The 9482-nt window shown below is 39.3% G+C and carries 7 protein-coding genes; all 7 read right to left on the bottom strand.

Going from position 1 to position 9482, the window contains the following annotated elements:
• Nucleotides 1–56: 56 nt before the first annotated feature.
• Nucleotides 57–641, bottom strand: coding sequence for an SIS domain-containing protein (locus DW103_RS12090; RefSeq protein ID WP_122276483.1), 585 nt, complete (start codon nucleotides 639–641; stop codon nucleotides 57–59).
• A gap of 18 nt (nucleotides 642–659) precedes the next feature.
• Nucleotides 660–1619 carry an ROK family protein gene (locus DW103_RS12095; protein ID WP_122276507.1) on the bottom strand — a complete coding sequence of 320 codons (960 nt, stop codon included), beginning with the start codon at nucleotides 1617–1619 and terminating at the stop codon, nucleotides 660–662.
• A 5-nt stretch (nucleotides 1620–1624) separates the two neighbouring features.
• Nucleotides 1625–4027: a glycoside hydrolase family 2 protein gene (locus DW103_RS12100; protein WP_122276485.1), complete on the bottom strand. Its 2403-nt coding sequence runs from the start codon at nucleotides 4025–4027 to the stop codon at nucleotides 1625–1627.
• A gap of 20 nt (nucleotides 4028–4047) precedes the next feature.
• Nucleotides 4048–6696 (bottom strand): family 78 glycoside hydrolase catalytic domain, encoded by a 2649-nt coding sequence (locus DW103_RS12105; protein ID WP_122276509.1) that lies wholly within the window; start codon nucleotides 6694–6696, stop codon nucleotides 4048–4050.
• 51 nt (nucleotides 6697–6747) lie between these two features.
• Nucleotides 6748–7761: a LacI family DNA-binding transcriptional regulator gene (locus DW103_RS12110; protein ID WP_122276487.1), complete on the bottom strand. Its 1014-nt coding sequence runs from the start codon at nucleotides 7759–7761 to the stop codon at nucleotides 6748–6750.
• A gap of 149 nt (nucleotides 7762–7910) precedes the next feature.
• On the bottom strand, nucleotides 7911–8804 hold the full coding sequence (locus DW103_RS12115) for a slipin family protein (RefSeq protein WP_122276511.1): 894 nt from the start codon (nucleotides 8802–8804) through the stop codon (nucleotides 7911–7913).
• Between the two features lie 8 nt (nucleotides 8805–8812).
• Nucleotides 8813–9190 carry a GntR family transcriptional regulator gene (locus DW103_RS12120; RefSeq protein ID WP_122276489.1) on the bottom strand — a complete coding sequence of 126 codons (378 nt, stop codon included), beginning with the start codon at nucleotides 9188–9190 and terminating at the stop codon, nucleotides 8813–8815.
• Between the last annotated feature and the right edge of the window lie 292 nt (nucleotides 9191–9482).

The following is a 9482-nucleotide window of genomic DNA, read 5'->3' on the forward strand; positions in this document are numbered from 1 at the left end:
TTTAAGTTACTATTATAAGAGCCAAGCTCCAGCTTTTTACAAATATAATACTCATTTTAAGATTGACCGACTTTCAATAGCTCCTCAATAACCTGAATGAGAATATGAATTACTTTTATATGAATTTCCTGTATTCTATCAGAATGTGCCGCACTTGGAGCACAGATTGCCACATCCGCATTTTTTGTTAATTCATTTTTCCCCTGAGAAGTAAGTGCTATCACAATCATCTCACTTTTATGAGCTTGTTCTGCCGCATCTATCATATTCTTTGAACGTCCGCTTGTACTTATAGCTAAGAGAATATCCCCTTGTTGCCCCACAGCTTCCACATAACGAGAAAAAATCTCATTAAAAGAAAAGTCATTACCTACACAAGTCATATACGCAGCGTCATTAATAGCCAAAGCAGGAAACGGTTGCCGGTTATTACGATAACGCCCTGTCAGTTCTTCCGCAAAATGAGTGGCATCACATAAAGAACCTCCATTGCCACAACTCAGAATCTTATGGCCTGTACGTAGTGCCTCAGCACATATAGAAGCCGCTCTATAAATAATTTCAATATTTGCATCATCATTTATAAAAGTATCCAACATGGATTGGGCTTCTCTTAAACTATCGCGAATAATCTCTTTCATGGTATTACAATTTATCTGTCAAGCCGCAGCAATTGAAAGAGCTGCATAATCTCCGATATTCTCTCCCAAAGCTGCTGGTTTTACAACACACACTTTATTTGCATTCGATAAGGCTTCTTCATCAATGATTTTTTGCATGACAGCTTCCATCATATCCTTATTGCGGGAATAAATACCTCCAACTACTATCACCTCCGGATTCAAGATATCAATCACAACGGATAACCCTTTTCCCAGATAAACAGCGGAAGTCTCATAAATGCTTTGAGCCAGTTTATCTCCTCTGATTGCCGCTTCCGCAACTTTTTGGGCCGTCACCTGTTCCAAATCCTGTAAAGTACACCAAGAAACCTTTTCTCCTTTCTGAAACTTTTCCAGAAGGAACATTTTTGCCAATTGGGCAATTCCTCCTCCACTGACAAAACCTTCCAGTGAGCCTTTCTTCCCGTAGCCGACCGGACCATATTCGGCCATACGGATATGCCCCAGTTCGCCGGCATTATCATTTGTTCCGGAATAAAGAGCACCATTTAATATTAATCCTGCGCCTAAGCCGGTCCCAAATGTCAGAAAGACCATATTTTTCGTTCCCTTTCCTGCCCCGAACTTCCATTCTGCCAACGCACAAGCGTTCGCATCATTCTGAAGTTTGGCTTTTATCCCAATCCGCCTCTCGACAATAGACACAATCGGAATATTATCCCAACCCGGCAAATTAGGTGGAGATAAAATAACGCCTTCGGAACTATTAAGAGGCCCACCACATGAAATCCCGATAGCATCTGTATTTGAGGATGTAAGCCCGTAAAGCCTCATCATCTCCTCAATTCCAGCTAAAATATGCTCGATAGTATCATCAACATTCGTTGTTTCAAACTTTTTCTTATCGACAAGAGTCAGATTATCACCCTCCTGAATACCATAAATAATAGCACATTTGGTTCCTCCAATGTCAATTCCCAACAAATTTCTTTTTATCTCCATCATTTTACAGTGTATAAATTTGTTTTTTGTAATAACCGCTTATATTCCGCTAATTTAAAGGGAGCTTTACCATATAAATAATGATTGGAAAACTCTTGATTTCCCACTTTATAGCGGATTAACCAAATACCTTGTCTCTTTTGCCCGGGTAATGACGAAATTTGTACTTTGCCATTAGCCGGTACATAAAACTGACCTTCAAAGACCTGCTTACCCGATGCCACATCCGTTACCGTCACTTCCCCTTCACTGTCATGCCGGGTATCATTTACCGCAACAAGCAGATGGTTATCCCCTTTAGTATCGTTAATTAAGATACAAACATTCTTCTGAACATTCCTGATGTAATAATAAGCCATCTTCTTCGAATTATAATAATCCACTATCGCATCAGAAATTAACGGCCATCCATCCCGCAAATTCCACCAAATAATTCCGGTTTTATTGTGTTTATTTCCACGCCACATTTCAATGAAGTACTTCATGGCTTCCGCTTGTACGGATTGTGAAGCAAAAATAAAATCTTCCAATTTTGAAGGCACTTCGCCAAATAATAGACGGACTTGATTAATCATCAAATTGTTGCGATCAAATGTCTTTCCCCATACCGGAAAACGTCTGACAGATTTAGTCACCCACTCTTCATTCCATTCATGCTCCTTTATCCAAGGATATACGCAATCTTTTGTCATCATCTTTTTCAGGCTTTCCAGATTGGGACAGCCATGATAACCTATTTCACTGACAAAGGTACATTGAGCATCTATATAAAACGGGTCTTTATAATACCCTCGGGGTCCCCAAAGATGATTCTCCGGCCAATATTTTTCATCACAACCTTTTTGGTAGACAGCCTCACTGATATAAGGAGAACTGGGGAGATAAGGTCTTGTCGGGTCAAACTCATAAAGAACAGAAGGAATAACTTTACGGGTTACAACATCACGATTCGGATCCAGATTGAAAGGCAATAAAGACCAACGCAAAGCGATATCATCCTCATTATTACCAGACCATAAAACAAGAGACGGATGACTACGTAACTTGCAGACAATCGATATCACTTCTTTTTCTATATTCTGGGTAAATGTAGAACGTTGCGGATAAAAAGTACATCCCATTACAAAATCTTGCCAAATCAAAATACCATTCTCATCACACAAATCAAAGAAATGATGATCTTCATAAACACTTCCTCCCCAACATCGAATCATATTGCAATTTAAATCGACAGCCATATCAATCGCGTTATCCACCAACGAATTATCACGACTGTGCAAAGCATCCAGTGGAACCCAGTTTGTTCCACGAATAAATATGCGTTCACCATTTACGATAAAACAGAACTTCCCGGGATTATCCGGCAGATTAATGTCTGTCCTCTCCAACTGTACAGTTCTTAAACCGATACGCTTGGTATCAGTCGACAAAACAAAACCATCTTCATCCACTAATTCTACTTTCGCTTCATATAATGCAGATTCACCATATCCTCTCGGCCACCATAAATCTGCATTTTTCAGTTCCATAACATAACGGAACGCAGGAGAAACAACGACAGTGCTTCCCTTATACGCTTCTTTTCCATTGCGGCTTAATGTATATATAGCTTTCACTTTGTCGAATTTCTCAAAAGGAAGTTTCAGCTGAGCATCAATATATAAACGGACATCACGTGTTGCCGTATCCAGAGCGGCTACCATATAATGCACATCTTTGAACCGGGCTTGTTCCAATATCTGTAATTCAACATCACGCCATAAACCGGCACTAACCAACCGGGGTAATATATCCCATCCATACATATGGGGAGCTTTGCGGATAAAGGTCGACTCTTCCGATGGGAAATTGCCAATACTAAAAGAACCCAGAAAATAATTCTGTCCTTCCAGTACTGCCGAACGGATAATCACTTGCAACAGATTGTCCTCCCCCGGCTTAATTTCGTTTGTAACATCAAAAGCATGTTCTATCAACATATTTTCCGGTGAACCGACATGCTTTCCATTCAACCAAATGTCAGCCAGGCAATCAATCCCTCCAAAGGAAAGCTGATAGCGTTGCCTTTTTTCTATTTTCGGAGCAACAAACGATTTCGAATAGCACCATTGATATTCTTCCCATTTGCGTAAATCATTTACGTTATTCCCTATCATCGGGTCTTCTATCAAACCTGCAGACAGCAAGTCTAATTCAACATTTCCAGGGACAGTCGCCTCAATTGTATTTATCGTAGCGTCTTTCATTTCCTCAGGAGCAACAATCGGTTGTTCCGGCTGTCTCCAATAAGACAAATTCCATTTTCCATTCAAAGATATCGTACTATTATCAGATGCAGAAAAGGTCTCCATACTTATGAAAGAGAGAAACATTACTAAGATGCATACATTTAGTTTATTCATGTCATTCCTTTTTAATAATATTATTCATTTAAGAATTTCAATCGATGTTCGCCAGACGCCAACTCAATTTTCTTCTCACCCACTTCCACCGTAGCCGTGCAATTAACAGGGATTGTTACATTCAATAAAACCTCATTCCCTGAACGTTTCCATTCGGAACGTATCAGTCCTTTTATGGAATGATATTCAGCTTTCACCCAATCCAAGCCTTTTACAAAATGCGGTTGAATCAAAATATGTTTAAAACCAGGTCTTTGTTCATCATAATTAATACCGGCTAAAGCATTATACATCCAGGCATCAATATCTCCAAGAAAAACATGATTCAGGGACGCATCTTTAAAAGAAGGCGAAAGTTTCCATGTCTCCGCCAAAGTCGTCAACCCTCTTTTTATCCAATTTCCCCAAGATGGAGAATCCTCTTGTATAGCCAGTTCATAAGCTTGATCCGCATGGCCATATTTAGTAAGCATGCGCAATACTGTTTTACTGCCCAACATTCCGAAATCCAAATGATTCTGATTATTCTTTAACAGAATACTCAGGTTATCAGCCACTTTCTGCTCGTATTCAGCCGGAACTATTCCCAAGTATAAAGCTACACCTTGTGCAGCTTGCGAACCATTAGCATACAATCCTTTTTCCGCATCAAAATAATGGTTGTTGATAAATGCTTTAAGCGCTTCTGCCTTTTTGCCATAAGCTGCGCCGTCTTTTCCTAATAACCGGGCAAACCGTGACATATATAAATTGTCTAGATAATAATAACAAGTAGTTGTATAATCTGTCGGAGTTTGAGTATCATAGAATACCCAGTCACCAATACCATAGGTCACTGTTCCGTCTGCATCCTCGCGCGCAGCCAGATAAGCAAGATACTTTTCGCATACAGGCCATATCGTTTCAATGCTTTTTGTGTCACCATAATAATTGTAGATAGCCATCGGAATAATAAACATTGCAGCATCCCACACAGGACCTATCCAATCATCATATCCCCAACCCGAACTCGGAATAATTCCAGAAATCCGTCCTTCGGCTGTTTGATTATCTACAAAATCATTAATCCATTTCTCATAAAATGTTATTCCATTATAATTAAGCAATCCCAAATCCATACTAATATGAGCATCGGCTGTCCAGCCATTTTTCTCACGCTGCGGACAATCAGTCGGAATACTCATCAGGTTGGATAAATAAGACTGATTAGTCGCTTTCCATATTGTATTAAGCAAATCGTTTGAACAACTAAACCGGCCGACCGGTTTCACCGCTGTATGAATAAAGATGGCTTTCAAACTTTCCTGTGTCAATTGGATTGGGCGATCCGCTTTTACCTCCACATATTGAAATCCATGATAAGTAAAATCAGGGATAAATTCCTCTTCGCCACCATTCAAAATATAAGTATCCGTCTGAAAAGCCATATCCGGCAGAGGCTTATAATAAATGTCTATGTTGCCCATTTCAATATTTCCATCAGCTTTCTGTATTTCTGCATGTCTCAATGTCACTTTCGTACCTTTTTCACCCTTGATGGAAAGACGGCAAAAACCACTCATATTAATACCAAAATTATATACATACACACTGTCTCCAATATTTTTCATCGAAGTAGCGCTTATTTCACGTTCCGTCTCAATTGCCGGCATTACCTGCGACGTCAATAAGGAAGAAGGAGCATCAACCTGTATTGCATTATTCCAGGACGAATCATCAAAGCCGGGTTTTTCCCATCCTTTAGCTTCCAAGCGGGCATCATACATATCCCCACCATATATATTATTCTGTACATACGGTCCTGTTGTCGTCTTCCAAGTATCATCCGAGTTTATAATTTGGGAACTCCCGTCGGCATATTTAATCTGTAATTCACAAATCATCCTTGCCCGATTACGCCAGCGAGCTTTTTCAAAATCCCAAGTTGCAACAGAGGCTATTTCATTATAAAATCCATTACCCAATACGGCAGAAATAACATTCTCTCCTGATTCCAACAAAGAGATGACGTCGAACACACTATATAAATTTCTTTTGTCATAATGCGTATATCCCGGATTCAATACAGAGGCAGACACCGGACGTCCATTTATACTCATTTTACAATAGGCTGCAGCACTTACATACAGTCTTGCCTGCTGGATTTTACTGTCATTCACAACAAATGATTTACGCAACATCGGGGCAGGATTGAAATCCTTGTCATGATTATCCGTAATCCAGACTCCATTCCATTCGGACTGGTCCATTTTAGCCGTTTCAAAACTATCAATGGGAGAAACTATCGTATTTCCACTCTTATCGGAAACCGTTACCTGCCAATAATATTTAGTATGAGAGGCTAATTTATCCGTCCCGATATATCTCCCGATAGGTTCCTCAGACTTGATTACTCCGGAATCCCAGATAAACCGGCCATTACCCGCAGATTGATTATTCAGAAGATACTTATCGACAGCTATACGCAGGCGATATTCCCCCTGTTCAAATTTATCATCCAAAGAAGAATAGTTCCAAACAAATCGCGGATTCGGAGTATCTATACAAATAGGATGTTCCGAATATTCGCAAAACATCTCGGCTACCTCAACTTTATTGTTTTTACATGCACAAAACAATATTGCTTCTAAAGCCAGGAGAGCATAAAATCTACAATTCATTTTCTTCATCATACACATACGACAATCTACTTAACCGATTAAACTATTCATTAAAAAATACTAGGGAGTTGAAATTTCACAACGTAAAACAATCGTTTCCACTTTATCCATAACCTTCGGATTCCCTTGACGGTGCTCGATATCCTTCAACAAAATCCTGACAGCATTCTCTCCGATTTCATCAATCGGCATCAGTGCTATATTTATATTAGGAGCCAAGGCCCGGAAGGAAGGAACACTATGTATACAAGCCAAGGCATATTTCTTCAGGTCGATACCTTTATCATAGAAATAGCGAAAAGCTTCAATAGCCAAAATATGAGTAGTAAAAAAAAAGCCATCGACATCAGGCACTTCTTTAAATATCCGATCTAATATTTTATCAATATTATGCTCATAATCAACAAACGGCACTTCTCCATAAAGTTCCGCTTCGACAGAAAGATTCATTTCCATTAGCGCTCTGGCATAGCCTTCTCGTCGCATATTCATTGTCCGCAAATAGGAATTCGTTGTAATGATAGCAATTTTGCGAGCACCATCGACAACCATTTTCCGTACTAACTGATAACTACTTTCTTCATTATCAATAATTATATAATTCGTATTTATTTGCGGGAAATAACGGTCGAATAGAACCAAGGGGAAAGCTTCATCAACCAGTAGTTCGATTTCAGTCTTAGAGACTTTAGTCGGAGCCAATATCAAACCATCCACTTGCTTGGCCTTCAAAAGGCGAATCAATTTATTCTCTCTTTCAATCTTAGATTCAGAATTACCAATCATCACAGAATATCCTCTTGCGTCAGCTTCTCTTTCTATGATACAAGCTACTTTTGAGTAAAAAGAATCCGTAATATCCGGTATAATCAAACCAATTGTTTTTGAATATCCCGAATGCAAGCTTCTTGCTAATAAATTAGGTTGATAATTTAATTCTTTGGCACATTGAAATACCTTTTCCTGGGTAGCCATACTTATCCCTTTCTCATCACCCTTTCCGGAGAGAGTCCATGAAATTGTCGCCTTCGACAAGTTCAATTTTTCTGCTATGTCTTTGAGTGATGTTCTCATAAAAAGCACTTATTAATCGGTTAAGTAATTGCAAACGTAAACAATTATATTAAAAACATACAAGACTATTCGTTAATTATTGCAAAGTGAAGAAAAAACTGATAATCTTAATAAGGGTGGTGAAATCATTACCACCCTTATTCCTTATATTACCCCTTAGTAGGCGTTTCATTACTCCTTGCCAACGAGACCAATCCCCCCATGGCACCCAAATTCATAGTGTCCAATGCCGAACTGGGGACAATCACCATAGACCCCTTTTCCTTCAAGCCTTCAAACAACATATTCATGCCCCTAAGATGCAATGCCACAGGATTATCTGTGTATTTTTTACTTGCTTGCTCAAACTTTTCGGCAATTTCCGTTTCAGCCGTTCCCAAAATAACGCGTGCTCTTCTTTCACGCTCTGCCTGAGCCTCCTTACTCATAGCATCAGCCAAAGCTTGAGGTATAGCAATATCTTTAATACCAACGGTTTGGCACGTGATACCCCATGGATTGGTATTTCTGTCTAAAACCTGTTGCAAATCTTCGGCAATTTTATCTCGTTCCTGTAAGAGGGCCGCCAATTCGTGCTTACCGATTGTATCCCTTAAACCAGTCTGGGTAATATGCTCAATAGCCTTTTGATATTCCTGAACTTCCAAAGCAGCTTTCTCCACATCCCAAACCGTCCAGTACACAACTGCATCCACATTCACCGGTACCGTATCTTTGGTAAGAGTTTGCTCCGCCTTAAAAGCAGTTACCCGTACCCGCTGGTCAATATAAGTAGATACTGTGTCGATAATAGGAATAATCATAAAAGGACCAGGCCCTTTCAAACCATTGTATTTTCCCATACGCAACACCACAGCCCGCTCCCATTGGTCGGCAATGCGGATAGCAGAAGCCAATAATCCGGAAAAGAGGATGAAAAGCACCAAGAGCTGGACATTTACAATTTGCAAGACATACAGAACAACCGATACGATAACCAGTACCAGTAATACAGAAACAGAAATAGGATTAAACCATCCTTTAGTCATTACATTTGTTGTCATATTCATTATTATTTAGAAGTTTCGATGTTCTTTAATTCCTGCATGATTTCGTCTAAACTAAAACCATAACTGAACGCGACGGAAGAAAACTGTATACAAATTTCTTTTAGCTTATCTTCCCGTTCCTCTTCCAGCACTACTTGTTCTATCTTGCTGATAAACGTTCCGGTACCTTGCTGAGTTTCCAAAATATTTTTGATTTCCAACTCTTTATAGGCTTTGGAGACCGTATTCAGGTTTACTTTTAATTCTACGGCAAGCGCCCTGACTGTAGGAAGTTGTTCACCCAGTTTAAGTTGCCCGGATGATATACCGAATCTAATCTGGTCGATAATCTGCCGATATATAGGCAGACCGCTGGAGTAATCTAATAAAAACTTAATCATAGAATTGTTCCTTACATTATATTATAATCATATTGTACTATAGTTATAGTACAAAGATACAAAAAAAACAATCCCACCAAACTTTTGATAAATTTATTTTCTTAATATAATCAAACCCATTCCCGTAGCCATCATTATACACCTCCTTCAACCCGTGTCCAAATCAGGGATTTGTCAGATTTAAGTTTCCTTCGCCCTCTCCCGATTTCCACAAAAGCTTATTATGTCTTATGCGTTTCACGTTCGATGAACGAAAAAAATACGAACGTTGAACGCAAAAAATACGTTCGAT

It is taken from the genome of Parabacteroides sp. AM08-6 (genome assembly GCF_003473295.1).
Taxonomy (GTDB): Bacteria; Bacteroidota; Bacteroidia; order Bacteroidales; family Tannerellaceae; genus Parabacteroides.

Bases quoted from the DNA above. Each gene is read 5' to 3' on its own strand.
- DW103_RS12090 (WP_122276483.1), bottom strand. From the start codon at position 641: ATGAAAGAGATTATTCGCGATAGTTTAAGAGAAGCCCAATCCATGTTG.
- DW103_RS12100 (WP_122276485.1), bottom strand. From the start codon at position 4,027: ATGAATAAACTAAATGTATGCATCTTAGTAATGTTTCTCTCTTTCATA.
- DW103_RS12105 (WP_122276509.1), bottom strand. From the start codon at position 6,696: ATGAAGAAAATGAATTGTAGATTTTATGCTCTCCTGGCTTTAGAAGCA.
- DW103_RS12110 (WP_122276487.1), bottom strand. From the start codon at position 7,761: ATGAGAACATCACTCAAAGACATAGCAGAAAAATTGAACTTGTCGAAG.
- DW103_RS12115 (WP_122276511.1), bottom strand. From the start codon at position 8,804: ATGACAACAAATGTAATGACTAAAGGATGGTTTAATCCTATTTCTGTT.
- DW103_RS12120 (WP_122276489.1), bottom strand. From the start codon at position 9,190: ATGATTAAGTTTTTATTAGATTACTCCAGCGGTCTGCCTATATATCGG.